This is a genomic window from Silvania hatchlandensis, from assembly GCF_025564065.1.
GTDB classification, from domain to species: domain Bacteria; phylum Pseudomonadota; class Gammaproteobacteria; order Enterobacterales; family Enterobacteriaceae; genus Enterobacter; species Enterobacter hatchlandensis.
The window spans coordinates 219,586-240,952 of the sequence record NZ_JAMGZK010000053.1 but is presented as its reverse complement, the minus strand read 5'-3'; the positions used below and the strand labels follow the sequence as shown (position 1 = coordinate 240,952).

Below are 21,367 nucleotides of genomic sequence, written 5' to 3'. Positions count from 1 at the left end.
GTTATAGCGCCATGCCGATCGCGGCGTTCACTATCGCCGACGCCATAAAAACCCCGCCGTCAATAAAACCCGCCCGGCAACCGTATCAGACCCTGCTGCGGTGCGGCAAGCCCATGATTACGCTGGAGCCCGTAATATAACTTTTTGATTTTCATGCTATTGCCAGCTTGATCATTTTTTTCATCCCTATTTCATAAATAGGCATTAATTATACTTGTTGCATTCAACTGCTTAAGATTAAACAACTTTCCTTAACCTCGTTTTGCTTTTGGGGCATGCTGGGGGCGTAGCTGTCGGCAGAGTGTTATTCAGCATGCCTACCTGGTTAGCATTCATTTCCCCGATCCATTTCGAGTAAACCTCGTAGACCATGCGCGCGTCTTCATGACCCATCTGGCTGGCAATAAACGATGGGTTGGCACCTGCAGAGAGCGTCCAGCACGCGAAAGTATGTCGCGACTGATATGGTACCCGGTAGCGAATTTCGGCCTTTGCCATACCGCTCTTCCAGCTTTCAGCAATTGCACTTTTAGATAAATATCCCGCTTTCGTTTTTGACTGTGGACCGGGAACAAAAACGAACCGCAAGTGTTGCACTTCCGTTTTCCCCAGTTCGCGGTGATGATAACAAATCTCAGTTTTTTTTAGATTTCCAGAAATTTTATAAAGCTCACGTAGCGCCTCGACCGCTGGCTGCAGTAGGGTAATAGTCCTTATACCAGCATCTGTTTTCGGCGGCATAAACAGACCTTTATTTGTTATGTTCCTGCTTATGTGAATTTCACCTTTATTAAGATCGACATCCTCCCACGCCAGCGAACTCAACTCGCCATGGCGCATACCACTGTGGATCGCCAGCTTCCAGAGCAATTGCTGCTTCTCCGGCAGGGCCGACATAAAGTCTCTGTATTCATGCAGTAGCAGCGGGTCTGGTGGGCTTTTTGAAACCTTCAGCAGTGACACACCCTCATACGGCGCGTGCTTAATAAACTGGCTGCGATTCGCCAGTTTAAGCATTTCGCCGAGGAGGCTCATACGAGTATTGACGGTTGATGGGGTGCGGCCTTTTTTATTCAAATGCGGCATTGCTGAGTTGACTACATCACCCGTGAGCAGTTCTTTGCGATAGTTCAGCAGATCGGAGTGTTGAATATCAACCAAGCGAGTATTGTCGCCAATGATGCGCCGAAGCGTGTTAATAATACCGCTGTTGGTCTGCATTGAGGCTACGGAAACCTCCAGGGCTTTCGCTTCCATAAAGACGTCGCAAAGTTCTTTGAAAGTAGTAACTCTCTTTGTTGATGAGAACTTTTTAAGCGCCTTGGATTCTGGGAACCGGGAGGCGTAATCGAAGGTGCCGAGCTGAATCTCACTGACAATTACCGCGCGAAGATTACCCGCCTTTTTGATATTCCCACTCGTGGCTAACCAGCCACGCAATACTTCGCGGCAACGAACGCCGCGATATGTAAACGTGATCCTGATTTTGCCACTATGAAGTTCAACGCCAGTGGGAAAGTCCATTATGCTTCCTGTACTAATTGATTAATCTTTGGGTTATGCTGGATGTTGGTGATGGCCTTGAAGCTGGAATGATCGGGATTAATCAGTATCCCATAGTGGCGACGGGAATATTTTTGTAGTGCGCCCAAATATTTTACCTCTGCAGGGAAATAGCTATTTGGACGCAAGTGTTGGTTAATGACTATCGCGCTTAATACGTATAGGGCTATACCAATTTATGCTAAGTAACATACTTTTCATTTGGAAGGATTCGCCAACACTGGGCAAGACCTTTAAACAAAAATGAGCCCTGCTGACATTCAAGCCTGCGCGTCAACTGGTCACGTATTTTATACACCATCTTGTCGGTCACGCTGAGTTCGGCTGCGATTTCTTTGATAGTCCGGCCTGCAAGAGTGTAAAAGACAATTTGCTGATCGCGCAAAGAAAACGAAAATGATGAGCATTGCATCTGTTTATCATTGCTAACCAATGCAGCACAGTGACGCAGAAATACAGCAATTTTCTGTTCTATATCTGGCACAGCATCCTGCGGACTAATGAACAAAAATGAGGTTTGTTCGGGATCACACATATCAACAAAAAATAGGATGTTCGTAAAGGTTATCCATTTACTTTCAAGACGCTTAGTCGGTAGGATGATGTCGGGTTCAAAAACAGCCCCGGGTTTACGATATATATTCTCAAAGCGAAGAGAGAAGGGAATGAAATTGATGTATTTATCAATCATATTGAATGCCAGTTTTTGGCCGCCTACCTGTTGTATGAGCGACTCGTTCCAGGCCTCGGCGAATAATGTATGTACCGCAATGCCGTGATAGACGTTCTTCGTCAGGTAGATAAATTTGTAGCGCAATGACGCCGAGTTAAAATGAAGCATCGCATTCTTCCTTTTAGCGAGTGAAATGATTGGCAACACCGTAGTCATCAATCCATGTAAATGACTTCAACCTACCCCGGCTATGGCCAGCTGGCAGAGGAATATCAAATGTCGAAAATGGGGAAATCATCCCGTCGTTGGGTAATGCGCGAATGACTTCGCTTTTATCAAGAGTCACGTCGAGGAGCGTGATGTGCAATGGCGAGTGACTTTTTAGGCGTAGACATGTTGCATCTGCGCAGGGAACCAGTGAAGACTTCATCTGTCTGACGCCCTCATGCAAAGTAGCGCTGGCAATAGCCTCCGGACGGAAAAACAGTTTAATGCGGGTTCGAAAGGCCATTTGCATCACATTCCCCGTTGTAGTTACGCTGGCTTTCGGCGGCACCTCCAGCACATTCAGCCAGAACAGCGACTCCTGACTCCAGGCCAACTTGTCGACAGCATTAAGTGCCTGAATACGGATCGCCCTTGAGCTTTTACCCGCAAGTAGAAACACCGGTGGCAGGATAACAAATGGCATTCTAATCTCTTCCGGGCGGTCCAGAAGATTATCTCGATCGGTCCATGCTTGTATCAACACGGGTGCTTTACCTTCGTTAATTACAGTAAGTATCCCTTCTTTTTTTAAGCTATTAATGATTAACCGTGTCTGATTCACATAGGTCTTGGCTAATACGTCGGTGACAGGCAACAACGCTAATGTTGTAATAAGCCATAGCGCAAAGGCACGGAAGAGTGACAGTTTCTGCATCAACAGTGAACCCTATTTATAACTTAAAGTGAAAGTCACTGAGCCGCTAATATTTCCGGCTGTGACGTTATTGCTGGTTTGATAAATACCGGCTCGCAGAGGAACGGTGTAATTAGCATTAGCGACTGTTGGATCGTAGCTGCTAAGCAAATAATTTCGATTAAAGTTCATAGGGATATCCTGATCGGTAAGTAGTTGCAGGCCGACTCCGTGGGCGGTCGAGTTACCATCGAGTGCGAAAAGGCCGTTATTATTATCAAGAATGCGACTGGTCGGAGTGAATAAATAGCTGATACTCGCAAGCCCCGCCGGACACTGCATGAAGTTAAGACTAAAGTCGGTGCGGGCGGTGGTATAACCAACACCGGTAAAATCGCTGCGACTTATTGATGGTAGATTGACGCTGACGTCAGAAGTGGTACAGGTTCCGCCAGTGGTAATCACATCGAGGTTACCGGCCAGGAAGTCAGCAATCATGTAAGTGCCTGTACCGGAATATGTGCTTCCACCATATGTCTGGTAAGTACGCATGTACATCGGATCGAATACTGTAGTACTGCCAGCGGTGAGCGAATCAGAGGTTTTGACAAAACGCACCTGCACATCCACACCAATATTCCAACTGTATTGGCTGCCATCGTATCTGGCGTTAAACAACGTGAAAGGCGTCTGATGTGTACCGGTGGCCGTATTCAGCGCATACCAGTCGCTGGTCTGCCCCTTGACTGTATAGCGCCAGCGGGCAATGTATCCCAGACCGGTTTTTACGGCGGTGTCGTAGACGTTATATGTCTCCCCATCAACCACCTTATTGCCCCAAATTGCATATGGCGGGTATCCCTCTACCCCCATCAGCACGGCATAATTTTGATAATTGCTCCGGTGCGAACATGTCCAGGCCGTCGGATTAGCGGAGGTGACCCAAGTACCTAATAGATCACCAACAGCGGCATCTTTCCCTATCTGAATCGAAGTTGAATTAAAATACTGGTAATAGCCCTTGGTGCGATTACAGTTAACCCACGTCCCGTCGGCCATCACAGTGTTGCTAATCCCCGCTAGAGTCAGCAGTACAACCTGAATAATGTGAATAACGTTTTTCATTCTCCTGCTCCTTTACTGGCACACTACATCGTGCTGACGTAATGTATCCTTGGCGGTGGTGGGTGGAATCTGATAGTGGATAGTGCACTGTTGAAGAAGATCATTTCCCCACCGAACACGCAGGACTCCCCTTGTATTTTTCACCCTCGCAAAGCTTTGCCCACCTTGTGCGATATACCCGACAGTGTCGTCGCTTTCATCCAAAAGTGGGGTTCCGAAAGGCGGCTCTTCCCCGGAGTGCTGGATAGTAAACATCACAGAGTAACCGACGTCGGTTTTGTATTTCATCAGCACCACTGCACCCGCTGTGGGAACGCTATACTGACTGGTCACCTCCAACCCGACGTCGTTCGACAACCCTTTCGGATCCAATTCAATGGTGTTCTGGCGATAAGGCGTCAGATAAGGCACTGCCGCTTTGCCGTTGCTATCCAGGCTAAGGGTGGCATTGTTGGTGATCTTAGCGCCACTGGCTTGGTCAGCTTCCACGATTGCCATCGTGTCGCCCATAATAGGGGTCAGTACCATGCCACCGTCGTAAGCGATCGCCCCGCCGGAAAGCGTTATTCCGTACTGCTGGTAGCCATTTCCAGCAGAGTAGCTGCCGCCGACGCTGGTCCATGGAGATGTCCAGTTGCCGCTGGCACCGCCAGTCGTTTTAGTACCGTTATTGTCATAGCGATCTAGATTGGTAAAGACACTGTAGTTGTATTGCCGGTTCTCACCTGCAGAGCCTGCAAGCGAGTTCTGAATGCCGTGATGATCGCGCTCGGTTACATAGGTGGAATTGAGGTATTTCGCCTGCGCGTGGTTACTCAAAGGTAGCGAAATACCAATGGCAATTTTGTTATCCCACTGACTATTAACCAGATCACGGTTACGACTGACGTTGATATTCAGGTTGAAGCTGTTAAACGAGTTGGTGTATCCAACCTGATACTCAGTATCGCGGCCATTACGATTCCAGTAGTCCTGAGTGCTGGCGCTTATATTCATGCTGCCAAAAGTGTCAGAGAGTGTCTGGCTCGCACTCAGCTGAATACGGTTCTTGCGATTGGTAGTATTGTTGACGTCGCCATTGGATGAAGCCCACTTAGTGCTTCGCATCAGCATTACGTCATCAATATCGTAATAACCAGAGCTGGAGTAGCGATAGCTGGCAAGGGTCACGTTGGTATTCACTACTGGTAGAATTTTTGCGAAAGCAAAGTGAATGCTATGACCTTCGCTTTTTACTTCATTACGCAGAGTACTGTGGGCATGCGTAATATCTGAAGACAATGCTCCTATCGGGGTGTTGAGGGCGATCCCACCGGCAACAGACTGATAATTTTCACCGCCAAGCACACCACCGTAGCCGGTAATCAGATTAGTAAAACCGTGGCGCAACGTACCCATAGCAATCTGAGGATTATCGCTGATTGTACTATTGTAATAGCGGCCTCCCATCAGGGTGTAACGCGTCGTCCCGGGTCGCAGTAACTCGGCGATTGACGCATAGGCAACAGTGAAGGAGCGTATGCTGCCGTCGGCCTCTTTAATGGTTACCAGCAGATCACCGCCAGTTCCAGTCGGGTAAAGATCATCAATGACAAATGGGCCTGGCGGAACCGTAGTTTCATAAATGCGCACTCCACGCTGACTGACACTCACCAGGGCGTTAGTGTTGGCGATCCCGTTAACTACAGGTGCATAGCCACGACTGGCATCTTCATACATGCGATCATCGGAGGTCAGTAACACGCCGCGAAAACCTACACTGTCAAATACCTTACCGTCAGTAATAGATTCACCCAATACCAGATTGCTGCGCAGTGGAACGATAGCGCGTTCGAGATAAGCACTACTGTTATCGTATTTCCAGCCCTGTCCTTCGGTCCAGGTTAACGTGCCGCGATAACGTAAACGCCAAACATCCCAGTTGATGCCACTACGCAGACCGAGATATTGGTTAGACTGAGAGTCAGAATTTGAGATTTGCGAATGCCAGGCATTATAGTCATATTGCAGCGTAGCTGCGGTAATACCCTTATCCCACAGCGCTGGATTGACGTAGCCTCGAGCATTCCGCAAAAGCAAAATCTGCGGGGCATGTACAATGAGATGCTGGGTGGCCACATCGTAATTAGCAGAAAGGCCCTCTGCGAGGTTGGACAAACTCGCGCAGTCATTACCATTAGTGATCTTAGCCAGCCCGTCTTGCGATAACTGAGTGGTATCAATACCGAGCAAGGCAATTATTTTGGCATCGAAACATGGCTGCGCGACATGGCTTTGGGAATCGAGATTTTCAAAGCGTATGTCAACATGACCTTTCCATTTGTCATTTATATATAAATCAACAGTGTAGTTTCCTGGCGCAACCGGATTCCCTTGAGAGTAGGTACGAGTATCCAACGCAGATCGTAAAAAAGCGCTGTTAAATTCAACCTCATTACTTTCAGCAACTGCATTGTGCGACCATGGTGATACAAAAAGAATAACTTTCGCTATCTTGTTTAAACGAAAAGAAGGTTTTATCTTTTTACTGATTGTTTTGTAACACCTTCTCATTGAATGACTCTCCTCCATAATCATTAATCACGCTGTAAAATACTGTTCCGTAGTTAGTTCTTTCGTGTTTTTTTATTGTTAGAGGCAAGAGCATATCTCCTTTTGGCTGCATCATTCTTTGTTGAAATTTATCAACCATGGCTAAAACTTCACTGTTGTTAGAATTTCTTATTAGTATCGTATTGAATGTAATATGATAAGGAGAATTGTTAATAATCCGCAGGTTACTTCCTTCGCGCGAAAACATCAGTTTTTTATAGGCCTCCAAAGGTTCTGGAGTCAGATTGGCCGGTCGATAAAACAGCTTAATTCGTGTGCGAAAGGCCAGCTGAAGCAGATTATTCCCGGCATCCACTTTTTCTTTTGGCATAGGTGGCACTTCCAACAGATTGAACCAGAACAGCGATTCTCTGTCCTGGTGCAGTTTAGGATTAGTTGCAATAATGCGTACGGCCTGGCCGCGCGTCGGATCAATGCGTACAACTGGTGGTGTTATCACGAAGGGGGCAAGTGCTTCACCCGGACGCGATTTAGGATCTCCATCATCTAGCCACATTTGTAAAAGATAAGGCTGTTTACCGTTGTTTTTTAACTGAATAGCAGCTTCTTTATCATTGGCATTAAATACAATACGAGTTCCATTAATAGTAACTTCAGCGAGCACATCTACTGGAGTTGTGATTGACAATAATATAACAAAGAGGGGATTCAGTTTCTTAAACATCCGGTAAACCTTATTGTAAGATAGAGTAAAGGTTGTGGCCTTTACTCTGATGAGTAATTATTCGTAGATCATGGTGTAATCAACTTGCGTGGTTACAGCACCAGCCTGAGAAGAGCCCGTTGCATAATACTGTGCGTAGTAGTTCAATACGCCGTTCCCACCACTGATATCGATTGGAACATCGTTCTGGCCATTGGCCACGGAAGCACCGACAACAATGGGGTTCATATTACTATTCAGCAACTGAACCTGCACGTTGGTCGCTGCATCGTCGGCGGTACTGTCAACATTTAGACGTCCATTTTCGTTATCAACGTATGTGCCTGGTTCAAAGTAAGTGCTTGCAGTCCTTAATGAGGCACCAGAGCAATTACTCAGGGAAATATTGAAAGGTGTTGTGCCCGCCGTCTGGCCAATAGCCGAAAGGCTAGTAGAGGAAACTGTCGGTAACGTTACTGTTGTATCTTTGTTATCACCATTCACAGAAATAGTACAAGTAGTGTCAGTAATTTTTCCATTAATGGTAATAATGCCATCAGCGGCACTAGTTGCCGTGATAAAAGCTGATGAAATAATTAGTGCTAATAATGAAGTCGTGTTAGTGAATTTGAGCATAATAACCCCATTCTTGGTTTTTTGATAAATTAAAAAGCATGCCGCAGGATATTAAAAGATTTTTATATCACTATTAATGAAGCGTGAAATTCATGTCTCTCATTGACGCCAAATATAATATACGTCAATTTTTCTACCTACAGTAATAGGAGTTTTCTACCGTGCCGTTTTTGATGAGGTGCATAAGGGATTAATGTTTTTTTTCTGCACCACTGTTTAAAATGACCATTAAAACAATTGATTGGAGATGTTTATGTGATGATTTGGATTAAAAAAAGATATAGTTCTTTTTTTAATGAATTTTGATATAGATCAGTGTGCAAGTTAAAAGGCAATCACCGATAACTTGCATGCAACAAATTGCATACAAATCCACGCTCAAATTGTATCGTATCATTAACTTAATGTGAGTGAATAATGAGCTAGCCATCTATCAGAGTGGGCAGGGGGAATATTCTTAATTAATTATGGGAGGAGAAGCAAAAAGATTAATATTATTCATTATATTATCAGCAGTAAGACAGTATAGAAGTTATCTTACAATGAAAATTCTGAAGGCTGCATAACAATCCCTCCTATGTCTTCGTTAGCCTTCACGGACAAATTTTAACCAAACAACAAGACCAATCATTTCCGTTGAGTAAACGAAAATTAAAAGAATAAAAAACCCATCCAGTGAAAGCTGAATCGAATCAGTCAACATATTTGTTCGGATAGGCTTAGCGTCAACCTTTCGGGCTCAACTAAAAATAATTTAATGGAGAAATATCTTAGATGGTGAATTAGCTCCTTACTGCTCCAGTGGTTCTTCAGCTGTCGAAAATCGGTCTGACCTGCTCCCCGTTGATCCACACAAAATGTTATTAGCAACTTCCGCTTATGGCACGAGGTAGACTCCGGCGTCCCACTAAATTTCAGTGCCCCGCATTAATAGGCAGCCCCACATTGATCTGCACCCTCATTAAAACCACTGTATATAAAAACAGTATTAAGGAGTGCAGATCATGCCACGTCAAAACGATATTGAAGGTGCTTTTCGCGCCGCCATCAAGCATGAACCCAGCGGGCGCCGCACGCTTGCTACCGAAGACTTTATGAGGCACCTAGCCCTCGCTAACTGGGACTGGTCGCTTAAAGAGGCGAACGAGTGGATAGAAAGTCACGTTTCGACGTTTAAGGACATTACGACCATCGAAGGCCAGGCGCGAACATTCATGCTCTACAACCCGAACGGAGGTCTGTAATGGGCTTCGCCTCACCAGCTACCGACTATATAGAGCAGCGGGTTACGCCAGCCAGTGTCTGCATGACTCCCGACAGTCGCATCCTCGAGACATCGGCGGGTTATGCGATCATCGTACCGGTCACGCGCCCGCAGCAGGGTGACGCACTGCTGATCCTCAGCGGTGGCCGTACGCAGTTTGCAATGCTCATGGGTCAGTCACTGATTTGCGATGACGGCGAAGCGATCGAGGGAAGGGCGCTGGAAGATGTCGAAGTATTAGGGCGAGTGACGCACTTCATCACGCGGCACTATGAAGATGGTAGAGCGGTGTAAGAAGTGGTGCGCATCAAAAGTCTTACAACGGATCGGTAGTGATTTTGCACAGGGATGTGTTCCGGGTAAAGCTTGATGGTTCATTTCTGGAAGGAGCTGCGCAAGGTTCTTAAAAGTGATTTTTCGATTTCATTATAATGAAAATTTAAAGGTTAACATTCATCACCACAGCTACTACTGCGTCACATTAGATGGTCATGATCGGCTGGCCTGCTCGTCAGGATGAGTGGTGATGCTGCGGGGTTCTCCAGTCACTTTTTGACGTTTATTTGGGGGCAAATTTGGGGGCAAAAATTGTGTTGGGGCGTAATTAGGGGCGTCAGAATGGCCAATAATGTCTGTTATTGTCTAACCCTTAAAATGGCTAAGTGACTGATTTAGCTTTAATCGACTGATTTTACAGAATTTCGAAAACCTATCTCAAAAATAGGCATTCCCTATACATCTTTTCCCTTGTAACCGTTTTCGCCGATTAACCTTTATAAAGCCATTAATATTCAATTGATTGCAGAAAAAAATCGAACCCTGTTAACCCTTCGTGCAGGGTCTATGCTTAATTAATGTCACCAAAAAGGGCGATTAAGGCGAAAGCCCCTGCTGTCAGGGGGTTGAAGTGATAATCGTTATCACTAACATGGTGTTATGCCCTGATGGCGCAATACATAAGGTGGACCTATGGAACTGCATTCAGAAACGTTTGACCCGACAGATTTTGCATGGCGTGGATTAACGCTGACCTCTGCCGCGGCGGCGCATATTCGCGAGCTGACCAGCAAACAGCCCGGCTTGCTCGGCGTGCGCTTAGGCGTGAAGACCACCGGCTGCGCCGGTTTTGGCTATGTGCTGGGTACCGTCACTCAACCGGAGAAAGACGATCTGGTTTTCGAGCGTGACGGCGCAAAACTGTACGTGCCGCTGCAGGCGATGCCGTTTATTGACGGCACGGAAGTGGATTACGTGCGCGAAGGCTTAAACCAGTTATTCAAATTCAATAACCCTAAAGCCCAGAACGAATGCGGCTGCGGCGAAAGTTTTGGGGTATAGGCGGTATTATGTCTCGACAAACTGAAGCAACTGACGATGTCAACACCTGGTCCGGCGGCCATCTTAATTACAAAGAGGGCTTCTTCACCCACTTGCAAACCGATGAGCTGGCAAAGGGGATCAACGAAGAGGTCATTCGCGCCATCTCCGCTAAGCGCAACGAACCCGAGTGGATGCTGGAATTCCGTCTGAATGCGTTTAAAGCCTGGCTGGAGATGGAAGAGCCGCACTGGCTGAAGGCGCATTACGACAAGCTTAACTATCAGGATTACAGCTACTACTCGGCGCCGTCCTGCGGGAACTGCGACGATACCTGCGCCTCTGAGCCGGGTGCGGTGCAACAGACCGGGGCCAATGCCTTCCTGAGCAAAGAGGTCGAAGAGGCCTTCGCGCAGCTCGGCGTGCCGGTGCGCGAAGGACGCGAAGTCGCGGTCGACGCCATCTTCGACTCCGTCTCCGTCGCCACCACCTACCGGGAAAAGCTCGGCGAGCAGGGGATCATCTTCTGTTCGTTTGGCGAAGCTATTCACGATCACCCGGAGCTTATCAGGAAATACCTCGGCACCGTGGTGCCCGGTAACGACAACTTCTTTGCCGCCCTCAACGCGGCGGTGGCGTCCGACGGCACCTTTATCTACGTGCCGAAAGGCGTGCGCTGTCCGATGGAGCTCTCGACCTATTTCCGCATCAACGCCGAAAAAACCGGCCAGTTTGAACGCACAATCCTGGTGGCGGATGAAGGCAGCTACGTCAGCTATATAGAGGGCTGTTCCGCCCCGGTGCGCGACAGCTACCAGCTGCACGCGGCGGTGGTGGAAGTGATCATCCACAGAGACGCCGAAGTGAAGTACTCGACGGTGCAGAACTGGTTCCCGGGGGATGGCAATACCGGCGGTATTCTGAACTTCGTCACCAAGCGTGCGCTGTGCGAAGGTGAGAACAGTAAAATGTCGTGGACCCAGTCGGAAACTGGCTCGGCTATCACCTGGAAATACCCGAGCTGCATTCTGCGCGGTGACAACTCCATCGGCGAGTTTTACTCAGTGGCGCTGACCAGCGGATATCAGCAGGCCGACACCGGCACCAAGATGATCCACATCGGCAAAAACACCAAATCCACCATCATCTCGAAAGGGATCTCGGCGGGCAAAAGCCAGAACAGCTATCGCGGGCTGGTCAAAATCATGCCGACCGCCACCAACGCGCGCAACTTTACCCAGTGTGATTCGATGCTGATCGGTCCGGACTGCGGGGCGCATACCTTCCCATACGTCGAATGCCGCAACAACAGCGCCCAGCTGGAACACGAAGCCACCACCTCGCGCATTGGCGAAGATCAGCTGTTCTACTGTCTGCAGCGCGGCATCAGCGAAGAAGATGCCATCTCGATGATCGTAAACGGTTTCTGTAAGGACGTATTCTCTGAACTGCCGCTGGAGTTTGCCGTGGAAGCCCAGAAATTACTGGCGATTAGCCTTGAACACAGCGTCGGTTAAGCATTAAGGAAAGCACATGTTAAGCATCAAAGATTTACAGGTCAGTGTGGAAGATAAAGCGATCCTGCGCGGTCTCAGCCTCGAGGTGCGCCCGGGCGAAGTCCACGCCATTATGGGGCCGAACGGATCGGGGAAAAGTACGCTCTCCGCCACTCTGGCCGGGCGTGAAGATTACGAGGTCGTCGGCGGTTCGGTCGACTTTAAGGGCAAAGATCTGCTCGAACTGTCACCGGAAGATCGCGCGGGCGAAGGCATTTTTATGGCCTTCCAGTACCCGGTCGAAATTCCCGGCGTCAGCAATCAGTTCTTTTTGCAGACCGCGCTGAATGCCGTGCGTAAGTACCGTAGCGAAGAGGCGCTGGACCGCTTTGATTTTCAGGATCTGATGGAAGAGAAAATCCAGCTGCTGAAAATGCCGGAAGACCTGCTCACCCGCTCGGTCAACGTCGGCTTCTCCGGCGGCGAGAAGAAGCGCAACGACATTTTGCAGATGGCGGTGCTGGAGCCAGAGCTGTGCATCCTTGATGAAACCGATTCCGGGCTGGACATCGACGCCCTGAAAATCGTCGCCGATGGCGTTAACGCCCTGCGCGACGGCAAGCGTTCGTTCATCATCGTCACCCACTATCAGCGCATCCTTGACTACATCAAGCCGGACTACGTGCACGTGCTGTATCAGGGACGGATTGTGAAATCCGGTGATTTCTCGCTGGTGAAACAGCTGGAGGAGCAGGGCTATGGCTGGCTTAGCGAACAGCAGTAACGCGCTGCAACAGTGGCACCGTCTGTTTGAGGCGCAGGGCGAAACGCGCTCTGAACAGGCGCAACAGCACCTGCAGCAGATGCTGCGTCTGGGCTTGCCGACGCGCAAGCATGAAGACTGGAAGTACACCCCGCTGGAGGGGCTGACCAACGGTGAGTTTGTCTCCCGACTCGCCGAGGTGGAAAAGGATCGTTGTGACGCGCTGGCGCTGCAGCTGGATGCCACGCGACTGGTGTTCGTTGACGGGCGTTTTAGCCCGGCCTTGAGTGACAGCACCGACGACAGCGGCTTTGAGGTGACCCTTAACGATGAGCGTCAGACGCTGCCGGCCCCGGTTCAGCCGGAGCTGTTTTTGCATCTGACCGAAAGCCTGGCGCCAGGCGTCACCCATATCAGCGTGAAGCGTAACCAACGGCCTTCTAAACCGTTGCTCTTAATGCACATCACTCAGGGGCTGGAGGGGGAGGAGATCAACACCGCGCACTACCGCCATCACCTGACGCTGGCCGAAGGGGCAGAAGCGACCATCGTTGAGCATTACGTCAGCCTGACGCCGGCCCGGCATTTTACCGGCGCGCGCCTGACGATGAACGTGGCGGCCAACGCCCGTCTGCACCATATCAAGCTGGCGTTTGAGAATGCGGTGAGCCACCACTTCGCCCACAACGATATTCAGCTTGCGGCGGACGCCTCGGCGTACAGCCACAGCTTCCTGCTCGGGGGCGCGGTGCTACGCCACAACACCAGCACCCAGCTGAACGGCGAGAACACCACGCTGCGCATCAACAGCCTGGCGATGCCGGTGAAAAACGAAGTGTGCGACACCCGTACCTGGCTGGAGCACAACAAGGGCTACTGCAACAGCCGTCAGCTGCATAAAACCATCGTCAGCGACAAAGGCCGGGCGGTGTTTAACGGGCTGATCAACGTTGCGCAGCACGCGATTAAAACCGATGGTCAGATGACCAACAACAACCTGCTGATGGGGCGTCTGGCAGAGGTGGACACCAAGCCGCAGCTGGTGATCTACGCCGATGACGTGAAGTGCAGCCACGGCGCGACGGTGGGGCGGATTGATGATGAACAGATGTTCTATCTGCGCTCGCGCGGGATCGACCGGCAGGCGGCAGAGAAGATGATCATTTACGCGTTTGCCGCCGAGTTGACCGAAGCGCTCGACGACGAAACGTTAAGACAGCAGGTGTTGGCACGTATTGGCCAGCGTCTGCCCGGAGGTGCCGTATGAGTTTCCCCGTAGAGAAAGTGCGGGCGGATTTTCCCGTCCTGACCCGTGAAGTGAACGGTCTGCCGCTTGCCTATCTCGACAGCGCCGCCAGCGCGCAAAAGCCTGCGCAGGTGATCGATGCCGAAGCGGAGTTTTATCGCCACGGCTACGCAGCGGTGCACCGGGGGATCCATACCCTTAGCGCGGAAGCCACCCAGCGGATGGAGAATGTTCGTACCCAGACTGGCGCGTTTCTTAATGCCCGGTCGCCGGAGGAGCTGATATTCGTGCGCGGCACCACCGAAGGGATCAACCTGGTGGCCAACAGCTGGGGCAGCGATCAGGTCCACGCCGGGGACAATATCCTGATAAGCCAAATGGAGCACCACGCCAACATCGTGCCCTGGCAGATGCTGTGCGAGCGCGTGGGCGCTCAGCTTAGAGTGATCCCGCTGAACGACGACGGAACCTTACAGCTCGAGCAGCTGGATACCCTGCTGGATGAACGTACCCGGTTGGTCGCCATCACTCAGGTCTCCAACGTGCTGGGCACCGAAAACCCGGTGGCGGAGATCATCGCCAAAGCGCATCAGGTCGGCGCGAAAGTGCTGGTGGATGGTGCCCAGGCGGTGATGCACCATAAGGTTGACGTGCAGGCGCTGGACTGCGATTTTTACGTCTTCTCCGGGCATAAGCTGTACGGACCGACCGGCATCGGCGTGCTGTACGTCAGAGACGAGATCCTACAGGCGATGCCGCCGTGGGAAGGGGGCGGGTCAATGATCGCCACCGTCAGCCTGAGCGAAGGCACCACCTACGCGCGCGCGCCGTGGCGCTTTGAAGCCGGGACGCCCAACACCGGGGGGATTATCGGGCTCGGGGCGGCCATTGAGTATGTCTCCGCTATTGGCCTGGATGCCATTGCGGAGTACGAGCAGGTGCTGATGCACTACGCACTGGCGGAGCTGGCCAGCGTGCCGGATCTCAGGCTGTATGGCCCCGCCGACCGGCTGGGGGTGATCGCCTTTAACCTCGGCAAGCATCACGCCTATGACGTTGGCAGCTTCCTCGATAACTACGGGGTGGCGGTGCGAACCGGACACCACTGCGCCATGCCGCTGATGGCGTTCTACCAGGTACCGGCGATGTGCCGCGCATCGCTGGTGATGTACAACACAATGGAAGAGGTCGACAGACTGGTGGCCGGGCTGAAACGCACCCACCATCTGCTGGGCTAACAGAGAGGCAAGAGATGGCCGCGTTGCCGGACAAAGAAAAATTACTGCGTAACTTTACGCGTTGCGCAAATTGGGAAGAAAAGTACCTCTACATTATTGAGCTGGGGCAGCGACTGCCTGTGCTCAGTGAGGAAGAGCATCGGCCGGAAAACAGTATTCAGGGCTGTCAGAGCCAGGTGTGGATAATCATGCGCCAGAACGACGCCGGGATGATTGAATTAACCGGTGACAGTGATGCGGCAATTGTGAAAGGCCTTATCGCAGTGGTGTTTATTCTCTATCAGCAGATGTCCGCCCAGGATATTGCGGCTTTCGACGTGCGCCCGTGGTTTGAACAAATGGCGCTGGCCCAGCATTTAACCCCCTCCCGCTCCCAGGGGCTGGAAGCGATGATCCGCGCAATCCGCTCCAAAGCCGCCAACATTAGCTAAACTATCAGGACAGCTCTCATTCTGTTTCGCGAGGCGGTTCCCGCCTCGCGGGTTTTTCAGCTTTCTGACGTTCTGTCAGTGAATAAGGAATCTCAGCATGAAGCGCGCGTCTCTCATTACTCTTATTCTTTTTGGTTCGCTGAGCGCGGTGAATAGCGTCAAAGCGATGGACTATCCCTTGCCCCCGGCGGGTAGCCGCCTGATTGGACAAAATCAGACCTACACCATTCAGGAAGGCGATAATAACCTGCAGGCCATTGCGCGCCGGTTTAATACCGCTGCCCATTTAATCCTCGAAACCAATAACACCATCGCGCCGGTCTATCCGGCCCCGGGAACGGTGATCACCATTCCGTCGCAGATGCTGCTGCCGGATACACCGCGGGAAGGCATTGTGGTGAACCTGGCGGAACTGCGGCTGTACTATTTCCCGCCGGGTGAAAACAGCGTTCAGGTCTATCCGCTGGGAATTGGTCAGCTTGGGCTGGAGACGCCGGTGTCGACGACCCACGTCAGCCAGAAAATCCCCAATCCAACCTGGACCCCGACAGCGGGCATCAGAGCGCGCTCATTAGCGCAGGGCATCAGACTGCCCCCGGTGGTACCCGCAGGGCCAAATAACCCGCTGGGGCGCTATGCGCTGCGTCTGGGGATCGGTAACGGCGAATACCTCATTCACGGCACCAGCGCCCCGGACAGCGTCGGGCTGCGCGTCAGTTCTGGCTGCATGCGCATGAATGCTCCTGATATCAAAGCACTGTTCGCGCAGGCCAGGGTGGGCACGCGGGTGCAGATCATCAATGAGCCGGTGAAGTTCTCAGTGGAGCCGGACGGTAAACGCTACGTTGAGGTGCATCGCCCGCTGGCCATGCTGGAAGGTGAAAACCCACAAACGGTGCCGATTACGCAGACAGCAGGCCTGGCATCCTTTGTCTCGCAACAGGGGAGCGATAAAGTGCTGGTTAATAAAGCCTTGTCGCGTCGGGCAGGGATCCCGGTAGTGGTATCGACAGGTGCCGGAACGGCTATCGAAAGTACGGGGCAGTCAGCGCTGAACCGTGAGATGCCGGTGTCGGTAACGCAGGCGCTGCAGTAAGGCAAATGCGGGGCAAAAAAAATGGCGCACGATGTGCGCCATTTTTATTAACAGGTACTATTACTTACGGTATTTAGTAGCCTGGTTGTCCAGACGCTGGTTAGCGCGTGCTGCGTCGTCTTTAGCAGCCTGAACGTCAGAACGCATTGCGTTCACGTCGTTGCTCAGCTGGTCAACTTTAGCGTTCAGAGTCTGAACGTCAGAAGACAGTTGGTCGATTTTAGCATTGCTAGAACAACCAGCCAGCATAGTAGAAGCCAGGATTACCGCGCCCAGTACCAGTTTAGTACGATTCATTATTTATACCCTCTAGATTGAGTTAATCTCCATGTAGCGTTACAAGTATTACACAAAGTTTTTTAGGTTGAGAATATTTTTTTGATGGGAATACGCCTATTTTTGATCGTTCGCTCAAAGAAACATCTGTTTTGGCTATTTCATTAAAATTGTTGTATTAAAACAGACCACTTTCATCGGATTCATCTTAGAAAACGCACCCGTTAAATAGAGAAACTCGATTTGATTTTTTAATAAGTTTGGCTGATAGCGGAAATAAAAAAGCGCCCCGAGGGACGCTTTTTAATCGAATTAATTCTTTCGGAATTATTACAGCACGTGAACAGATGCGGTATTGGTGGTGCCGCTTGGTACCAGCGCACCGGAAACCATCACCACAACATCACCTTTCTGCGCCAGACCACATTCAACCAGCTGCAGAGCCACTTCTTTACCCAGACGGTAGAAATCGTCGGTAGAAGCGATCTCTTTCACCAGGTGTGGAACGATACCTTTGCTCAGCACCAGCTGACGGGCAGTCACTTCGTTGGTGGTCAGCGCCAGGATGGTAGCGTTCGGGAAGTATTTACGCACAGCTTTAGCGGATTTACCGCCCTGGGTGGCGACAACGATCAGTGGCGCTTCCAGTTTCTCTGCGGTTTCTACTGCACCGCGGCAAACCGCTTCGGTGATACGCAGCTTACGGCTGTCGTTGTTGTTGTCCAGACGGCTGGTCATCACGCGATCGGTACGTTCGCAGATGGTGGCCATGATGGTCACGGCTTCCAGCGGGTATTTACCCTTCGCGGATTCACCGGACAGCATAACGGCATCGGTACCGTCGAGGATGGCGTTGGCAACGTCGCCAGCTTCTGCGCGGGTTGGACGTGGGTTTTTGATCATGGAGTCCAGCATCTGCGTTGCGGTGATAACCACTTTACGCGCGCGAACACACTTCTCGATCATCATCTTCTGCGCGAAGATAACTTCTTCAACCGGGATCTCAACGCCCAGGTCACCACGTGCCACCATGATACCGTCAGAAGCTTCGAGGATTTCGTCGAAGTTGTTCAGGCCTTCCTGGTTTTCGATTTTGGAGATGATCTGGATCTTCTCGCCGCCGTGGGCTTTCAGGTGCTCACGGATTTCAACCACGTCGGAACGCTTACGGATGAAAGAGGCAGCAACGAAGTCAACGCCTTGCTCACAACCGAAGATCAGATCCTGTTTGTCTTTTTCAGCCAGTGCTGGCAGCGCGATGGAAACGCCCGGCAGGTTAACGCCTTTGTTTTCGCCCAGATCGCCGTTGTTCAGCACTTTACAAACCACGTTTTTACCTTCGATCGCGGTGACTTCCATCCCGATCAGGCCGTCATCCACCAGAATGGTGTTGCCAACGGACAGATCGCTGGTGAAGCCTTCGTAGGTCACAGCAACGGTTTCGTTGTTGCCGACAACGGACTTGTCAGTGGTGAAGGTGAAGGTCTGGCCAGCTTTCAGCGCAACGTCGTTGCCGCCTTCCAGCTTAATGGTACGAATTTCCGGACCTTTGGTGTCCAGCAGGATAGCGGCTTTTTTGCCGGTCTTGCTCATCACGTTGCGCAAGTTCTGGATGCGCTGGCCGTGCTCAGCATAGTCACCGTGAGAGAAGTTCAGACGCATAACGTTCATGCCGGCGTCCAGCATTTTGGTCAGCATCTCTTCAGATTCGGTTTTCGGGCCGATGGTGCAAACAATTTTCGTCTTTTTCATGACAGTCTTAGTCTTTAAGTTGAGAAAGTTGAGAAGGATAGGGAAATATCGCTCCGGGGGCGCACTGCCGTGGAGTCAAACCTGTATTGCGAAATCTACGATGGCACGCACTAAGGATAGGTGACATCAAATGAGCGTGCCGAGGAATGTGTGCCTGAGTTTCAGCCCAACGGAGGAGAGGAAGTTGTATGGGTTGTTTTTTGCAGTCCAAGCGCTGAAACCATTCATCAGGAATTAGGGGCGCATTATACGCTGAAAAATACGCAAAAGGAAAATGAAAACAGCGTTTCAAAAATTTTATGTGCAGTTTCACAAGGGATTGTTATCAATGCGTTAAGGTTCTTACCGAGGAGGGCGACGCTAAGTAAAACCGCAGCCAAAAACCTAAACTTTCGTGTTGGATTTTGCTTTTTTTGTTGAACGTTGCGCAACACGATGCCGATCATTTGCGCCAGATGACTATTCATTACTGAAAATCAGCTATTTACTGCAGGTGGGCATTGTCCCAGTCGGCACGCAATATATGGTTTTCAGTTATATGTTTATTCCTTTTTATTCATTCAAAAAATGATAACCTGTGCTTACTATCATTTGGACATCCATACTGCTAAACCGCTAAATGCGGCACGGATAACAATAAGAATGATTGTTCTCAGGAATATTTCGAAGATTTTTGACAACGGAAAAGTGGCGCTGACGGCCGTTGATAGCGTGAACCTCGCCATAGAGCAGGGGCAAATTTACGGCATTATTGGCTACAGCGGCGCCGGAAAAAGTACCTTAATTCGCCTGCTGAATGGCCTGGAAAAGCCGACTACCGGCAGCGTCACCATTAATGGTCACGACATTTCTGCCGCAAAGGGCGAGGCCCTGCGCCAGGCTCGACTGAAAATCAGCATGGTATTTCAGCACTTCAACCTGCTGTGGTCGCGTACGGTTAATGAAAACATTGCGTTCTCGATGCAAATTGCCGGCGTGCCAAAAGCCAAAATCAAAGCCCGCGTCGCCGAGCTGGTGGAGCTGGTCGGCCTGAAAGGGCGCGAACAGGCGTACCCGTCCCAGTTGAGCGGCGGACAAAAACAGCGTGTCGGTATTGCCCGTGCGCTGGCGAACAATCCTGACGTCCTGCTCTGCGATGAAGCCACCTCGGCGCTGGATCCGCAGACCACCGATCAGATCCTCGACCTGCTGCTGGATATTAACCGCCGCTTCGGCCTGACCATTGTCCTCATCACCCATGAGATGCATGTGGTGCGTAAAATTTGCGACCGCGTGGCGGTAATGGAAAACGGCAAAGTGGTGGAAGAGGGCGAAGTGCTGCAGGTATTTACCCATCCGCAGCAGGCTATTACCCAACAGTTTGTCCGCCAGGTGAGTCAGTACGCCGAAGAAGAGACCTTTAACAGCGAGCTGGCGAAGGATCTGGAAGGCACCGTCATCAAACTGACCTTTACCGGACACAGTACCCATAAGCCGATTGTCGGCGAACTGACGCTGCGCTACGGCCTGCCGTTTAACATTCTGCACGGAAAAATGACCCAAACCGCTCACGGCGTTTTCGGCCAGCTGTGGCTGCACGTGGTGGCCACGGAAGAACAACTGAACAATATCCTCGCCGATGTGCAGAACAGTGATATTGAAGGCGAGGTAATTAAGCATGGCTGAGACTCTTTTTCCGCATCTGAAATGGGACCAACTGTGGGCGGCTACGCTGGAGACGCTGTACATGACCGCGCTCTCGGGTATTGCGACTTTCGTGCTGGGGCTGGTATTGGGTCTGGCGCTGTTTTTAACCGCCCGCGGCGGACTGTTCCACAACCGCGCGCTCTACAGCTTCATCTCCATTGTGGTGAACGTGTTTCGTTCCATCCCGTTCATCATTCTGATCGTGCTGCTGATCCCGTTTACCAAAACCGTGGTCGGCACCATTCTGGGCGCTAACGCGGCGCTGCCGGCGCTGATTGTCGGGGCCGCGCCGTTCTACGCCCGGCTGGTAGAGATCGCCCTGCGTGAAGTGGACAAAGGGGTGATTGAGGCGACCCGTTCGATGGGCGCCCGGCTGAGCACCTTAATTTTTCGGGTTTTACTGCCAGAGTCATCGCCTGCGCTAGTGTCAGGTATTACGGTCACGCTTATTGCCCTGGTCAGCTACAGCGCCATGGCGGGGGTGATTGGCGCAGGTGGTCTGGGGAATCTGGCTTATCTGGAAGGATTCCAGCGCAACCATGGTGATGTCACGCTGGTGGCAACGGTGACCATTTTGATCATCGTTTTCATTATCCAGCTCTGCGGCGATGCCATTACTTCCGTCTTAGACAAACGCTAATAATACAA

Annotated in this window: 22 protein-coding genes; 12 read left to right on the top strand and 10 right to left on the bottom strand. The window is 50.9% G+C overall.

All coding sequences use genetic code 11. The annotated features are described in order from the left end of the window. Window positions 1-237: 237 nt before the first annotated feature. From M8014_RS18345 to M8014_RS18315, 7 genes are all read right to left on the bottom strand, one after another. A complete protein-coding gene (locus M8014_RS18345; RefSeq protein ID WP_271283817.1) occupies window positions 238-1,524 on the bottom strand; it encodes a tyrosine-type recombinase/integrase in 1,287 nt (428 codons plus the stop codon). Between the two features lie 220 nt (window positions 1,525-1,744). After that, the gene (locus M8014_RS18340) at window positions 1,745-2,452 is read right to left on the bottom strand and encodes a helix-turn-helix transcriptional regulator (protein WP_271283816.1); all 708 of its coding nucleotides are present in this window, start codon (window positions 2,450-2,452) and stop codon (window positions 1,745-1,747) included. Further along, window positions 2,418-3,158, bottom strand: a complete 741-nt coding sequence (locus tag M8014_RS18335) for a fimbrial biogenesis chaperone (RefSeq protein ID WP_271283815.1) — start codon at window positions 3,156-3,158, stop codon at window positions 2,418-2,420. The genes M8014_RS18340 and M8014_RS18335 overlap by 35 nt, the downstream gene beginning before the upstream one ends. A 12-nt stretch (window positions 3,159-3,170) precedes the next feature. Beyond that, the gene (locus M8014_RS18330) at window positions 3,171-4,262 is read right to left on the bottom strand and encodes a fimbrial protein (RefSeq protein WP_271283814.1); all 1,092 of its coding nucleotides are present in this window, start codon (window positions 4,260-4,262) and stop codon (window positions 3,171-3,173) included. A gap of 12 nt (window positions 4,263-4,274) precedes the next feature. Beyond that, a complete protein-coding gene (locus M8014_RS18325; RefSeq protein WP_271283813.1) occupies window positions 4,275-6,815 on the bottom strand; it encodes a fimbria/pilus outer membrane usher protein in 2,541 nt (846 codons plus the stop codon). Continuing rightward, window positions 6,787-7,539 carry a fimbrial biogenesis chaperone gene (locus tag M8014_RS18320; RefSeq protein WP_271283812.1) on the bottom strand — a complete coding sequence of 251 codons (753 nt, stop codon included), beginning with the start codon at window positions 7,537-7,539 and terminating at the stop codon, window positions 6,787-6,789. Before M8014_RS18320 ends, M8014_RS18325 begins: the two co-directional genes overlap by 29 nt. Before the next feature lie 57 nt (window positions 7,540-7,596). Beyond that, on the bottom strand, window positions 7,597-8,154 hold the full coding sequence (locus tag M8014_RS18315) for a fimbrial protein (RefSeq protein ID WP_271283811.1): 558 nt from the start codon (window positions 8,152-8,154) through the stop codon (window positions 7,597-7,599). A 1,004-nt stretch (window positions 8,155-9,158) separates the two neighbouring features. Between M8014_RS18315 and M8014_RS18310 the strand changes: the two genes are divergently transcribed. The 9 genes from M8014_RS18310 (at window position 9,159) to ldtE (ending at window position 17,005) form a co-directional block, all read left to right on the top strand. Beyond that, window positions 9,159-9,398, top strand: a complete 240-nt coding sequence (locus M8014_RS18310) for a DNA polymerase V (RefSeq protein ID WP_271283810.1) — start codon at window positions 9,159-9,161, stop codon at window positions 9,396-9,398. Next, entirely contained in the window at window positions 9,398-9,712 is a 315-nt protein-coding gene (locus M8014_RS18305) for a hypothetical protein (protein WP_271283809.1), read from the top strand. The genes M8014_RS18310 and M8014_RS18305 overlap by 1 nt, the downstream gene beginning before the upstream one ends. A gap of 675 nt (window positions 9,713-10,387) precedes the next feature. Then, the gene (sufA, locus tag M8014_RS18300; protein WP_271283808.1) at window positions 10,388-10,756 is read left to right on the top strand and encodes a Fe-S cluster assembly scaffold SufA; all 369 of its coding nucleotides are present in this window, start codon (window positions 10,388-10,390) and stop codon (window positions 10,754-10,756) included. Between the two features lie 8 nt (window positions 10,757-10,764). Then, entirely contained in the window at window positions 10,765-12,252 is a 1,488-nt protein-coding gene (gene sufB / locus M8014_RS18295; protein WP_271283807.1) for a Fe-S cluster assembly protein SufB, read from the top strand. Between the two features lie 16 nt (window positions 12,253-12,268). Next, on the top strand, window positions 12,269-13,015 hold the full coding sequence (gene sufC / locus M8014_RS18290) for a Fe-S cluster assembly ATPase SufC (protein WP_271283806.1): 747 nt from the start codon (window positions 12,269-12,271) through the stop codon (window positions 13,013-13,015). After that, on the top strand, window positions 12,990-14,261 hold the full coding sequence (sufD, locus tag M8014_RS18285; protein ID WP_271283805.1) for a Fe-S cluster assembly protein SufD: 1,272 nt from the start codon (window positions 12,990-12,992) through the stop codon (window positions 14,259-14,261). Before sufC ends, sufD begins: the two co-directional genes overlap by 26 nt. Then, a complete protein-coding gene (gene sufS / locus M8014_RS18280) occupies window positions 14,258-15,478 on the top strand; it encodes a cysteine desulfurase SufS (RefSeq protein ID WP_271283804.1) in 1,221 nt (406 codons plus the stop codon). The genes sufD and sufS overlap by 4 nt, the downstream gene beginning before the upstream one ends. Window positions 15,479-15,492: 14 nt before the next feature. Further along, window positions 15,493-15,909 carry a cysteine desulfuration protein SufE gene (gene sufE / locus M8014_RS18275; RefSeq protein ID WP_271283803.1) on the top strand — a complete coding sequence of 139 codons (417 nt, stop codon included), beginning with the start codon at window positions 15,493-15,495 and terminating at the stop codon, window positions 15,907-15,909. A gap of 97 nt (window positions 15,910-16,006) precedes the next feature. Next, entirely contained in the window at window positions 16,007-17,005 is a 999-nt protein-coding gene (ldtE, locus tag M8014_RS18270) for a L,D-transpeptidase LdtE (protein ID WP_271283802.1), read from the top strand. Window positions 17,006-17,065: 60 nt separating this feature from the next. Here ldtE and M8014_RS18265 read toward each other — a convergent pair whose 3' ends face one another. The 3 genes from M8014_RS18265 to ynhH form a co-directional block, all read right to left on the bottom strand. Continuing rightward, window positions 17,066-17,302 carry a major outer membrane lipoprotein gene (locus tag M8014_RS18265; protein WP_012017161.1) on the bottom strand — a complete coding sequence of 79 codons (237 nt, stop codon included), beginning with the start codon at window positions 17,300-17,302 and terminating at the stop codon, window positions 17,066-17,068. A 309-nt stretch (window positions 17,303-17,611) separates the two neighbouring features. Next, on the bottom strand, window positions 17,612-19,033 hold the full coding sequence (gene pykF, locus M8014_RS18260) for a pyruvate kinase PykF (RefSeq protein WP_271283801.1): 1,422 nt from the start codon (window positions 19,031-19,033) through the stop codon (window positions 17,612-17,614). Between the two features lie 7 nt (window positions 19,034-19,040). Beyond that, complete coding sequence (gene ynhH / locus M8014_RS22895; protein ID WP_418939619.1) at window positions 19,041-19,244, bottom strand: protein YnhH; 204 nt, start codon at window positions 19,242-19,244, stop codon at window positions 19,041-19,043. On the opposite strand from ynhH, the gene M8014_RS18255 reads away from it, so the two are divergent. From M8014_RS18255 to M8014_RS18245, 3 genes are all read left to right on the top strand, one after another. Beyond that, window positions 19,154-19,453, top strand: a complete 300-nt coding sequence (locus M8014_RS18255) for a hypothetical protein (RefSeq protein WP_271283800.1) — start codon at window positions 19,154-19,156, stop codon at window positions 19,451-19,453. The genes ynhH and M8014_RS18255 overlap by 91 nt on opposite strands. 222 nt (window positions 19,454-19,675) lie before the next feature. Further along, a complete protein-coding gene (locus M8014_RS18250; RefSeq protein WP_271283799.1) occupies window positions 19,676-20,698 on the top strand; it encodes a methionine ABC transporter ATP-binding protein in 1,023 nt (340 codons plus the stop codon). Further along, window positions 20,691-21,359, top strand: a complete 669-nt coding sequence (locus M8014_RS18245) for a methionine ABC transporter permease (protein WP_271283798.1) — start codon at window positions 20,691-20,693, stop codon at window positions 21,357-21,359. Before M8014_RS18250 ends, M8014_RS18245 begins: the two co-directional genes overlap by 8 nt. Window positions 21,360-21,367 lie beyond the last annotated feature (8 nt).

Excerpts from the sequence above, each read along its gene's own strand:
- M8014_RS18345 (WP_271283817.1), bottom strand. The coding sequence starts at position 1,524 with ATGGACTTTCCCACTGGCGTTGAACTTCATAGTGGCAAAATCAGGATC.
- M8014_RS18340 (WP_271283816.1), bottom strand. The coding sequence starts at position 2,452 with ATGACTACGGTGTTGCCAATCATTTCACTCGCTAAAAGGAAGAATGCG.
- M8014_RS18335 (WP_271283815.1), bottom strand. The coding sequence starts at position 3,158 with ATGCAGAAACTGTCACTCTTCCGTGCCTTTGCGCTATGGCTTATTACA.
- M8014_RS18330 (WP_271283814.1), bottom strand. The coding sequence starts at position 4,262 with ATGAAAAACGTTATTCACATTATTCAGGTTGTACTGCTGACTCTAGCG.
- M8014_RS18325 (WP_271283813.1), bottom strand. The coding sequence starts at position 6,815 with ATGAGAAGGTGTTACAAAACAATCAGTAAAAAGATAAAACCTTCTTTT.
- M8014_RS18320 (WP_271283812.1), bottom strand. The coding sequence starts at position 7,539 with ATGTTTAAGAAACTGAATCCCCTCTTTGTTATATTATTGTCAATCACA.
- M8014_RS18315 (WP_271283811.1), bottom strand. The coding sequence starts at position 8,154 with ATGCTCAAATTCACTAACACGACTTCATTATTAGCACTAATTATTTCA.
- M8014_RS18310 (WP_271283810.1), top strand. The coding sequence starts at position 9,159 with ATGCCACGTCAAAACGATATTGAAGGTGCTTTTCGCGCCGCCATCAAG.
- M8014_RS18305 (WP_271283809.1), top strand. The coding sequence starts at position 9,398 with ATGGGCTTCGCCTCACCAGCTACCGACTATATAGAGCAGCGGGTTACG.
- sufA (WP_271283808.1), top strand. The coding sequence starts at position 10,388 with ATGGAACTGCATTCAGAAACGTTTGACCCGACAGATTTTGCATGGCGT.
- sufB (WP_271283807.1), top strand. The coding sequence starts at position 10,765 with ATGTCTCGACAAACTGAAGCAACTGACGATGTCAACACCTGGTCCGGC.
- sufC (WP_271283806.1), top strand. The coding sequence starts at position 12,269 with ATGTTAAGCATCAAAGATTTACAGGTCAGTGTGGAAGATAAAGCGATC.
- sufD (WP_271283805.1), top strand. The coding sequence starts at position 12,990 with ATGGCTGGCTTAGCGAACAGCAGTAACGCGCTGCAACAGTGGCACCGT.
- sufS (WP_271283804.1), top strand. The coding sequence starts at position 14,258 with ATGAGTTTCCCCGTAGAGAAAGTGCGGGCGGATTTTCCCGTCCTGACC.
- sufE (WP_271283803.1), top strand. The coding sequence starts at position 15,493 with ATGGCCGCGTTGCCGGACAAAGAAAAATTACTGCGTAACTTTACGCGT.
- ldtE (WP_271283802.1), top strand. The coding sequence starts at position 16,007 with ATGAAGCGCGCGTCTCTCATTACTCTTATTCTTTTTGGTTCGCTGAGC.
- M8014_RS18265 (WP_012017161.1), bottom strand. The coding sequence starts at position 17,302 with ATGAATCGTACTAAACTGGTACTGGGCGCGGTAATCCTGGCTTCTACT.
- pykF (WP_271283801.1), bottom strand. The coding sequence starts at position 19,033 with ATGAAAAAGACGAAAATTGTTTGCACCATCGGCCCGAAAACCGAATCT.
- M8014_RS18250 (WP_271283799.1), top strand. The coding sequence starts at position 19,676 with ATGATTGTTCTCAGGAATATTTCGAAGATTTTTGACAACGGAAAAGTG.
- M8014_RS18245 (WP_271283798.1), top strand. The coding sequence starts at position 20,691 with ATGGCTGAGACTCTTTTTCCGCATCTGAAATGGGACCAACTGTGGGCG.